Origin of the sequence: Haloferax profundi (assembly GCF_001469865.1) — an archaeon.
GTDB lineage: Archaea > Halobacteriota > Halobacteria > Halobacteriales > Haloferacaceae > Haloferax > Haloferax profundi.
On record NZ_LOPV01000669.1, the window covers coordinates 1 to 886 of the forward strand.

The window sequence follows — 886 nt, forward strand, 5'->3', positions numbered from 1 at the left end:
AACAACAGCAAGTTCATCAACCGGACGTACACGCGGAACCTCACCGTCAACCAAGATGGCGACGACATAACGTTCGCCCTCGCAGAGGGTGCCGATCTCTCGCCCAGCCTCGATGTTGACCGGAAACAGAAGTTCAATGATGGTGTCACAGCAGACGTCACCGTCTCGAACGATGGACTGGTCAATGTCTCTAATTCAACGGTCGACCTGACTGTTGAAGGCGCCAATGGCGCGACCGAGACGTACACGAAGTACACGGGCAACCTCTCTGCACGTGACGATGCAACGAACAACTCAACGACGCTTACCTTCGACCTCAGCGACTTTGCCGCGGAGAACCTCCTCGGTGACCTCGGTGATGGTAACGCGAAGGTGACTGCAGTCGTTGACTCTGCGAACGACGTTCCTGAAACGGATGAGACGAACAACCGTGTCGTCAACTCCACGCGCGTCGTCTACGCTGACCCGGCCGTCAAGATTGAAGGCCAGAGCACGGTGCTTGACCGTCAGCAGAGCACGTTCGTTGTGTACACGAAGAACAACGGGACTGCAGCAACTGGAGAGTTCAACGTGACCGTCGACTACGACGACGGAACCACGGAGAACATCACCATCTCGCAGCTCAACGCGACTGAAGCGAATACGTCGACGCTCAAGCACAACTTCGATGTCGAGAAGGGCGGCGACAAGGTCGTCAGCGCAAGTGTCTCTGACGGCGTTCCGTTCGACAACAACGAGAGCACGAAAGACGTCACGGTCAAGGCCTACCAGCTGAGCATCAACGATGTTTCAGCACCATCGACGGTTGTGAACAACTCGACGTTCACCGTCCTCACCAGCGTAAAGACGAACTATCCGTCTACGGTTAACGCGACACTCTCGCTGC

General features: G+C 56.1%; 1 protein-coding gene. It reads left to right on the plus strand.

Going from position 1 to position 886, the window contains the following annotated elements; genetic code table 11:
* A partial coding sequence (locus tag AUR66_RS18585) for a CARDB domain-containing protein (protein ID WP_331457025.1) occupies positions 1 to 886 on the plus strand: 886 nt, incomplete at both ends.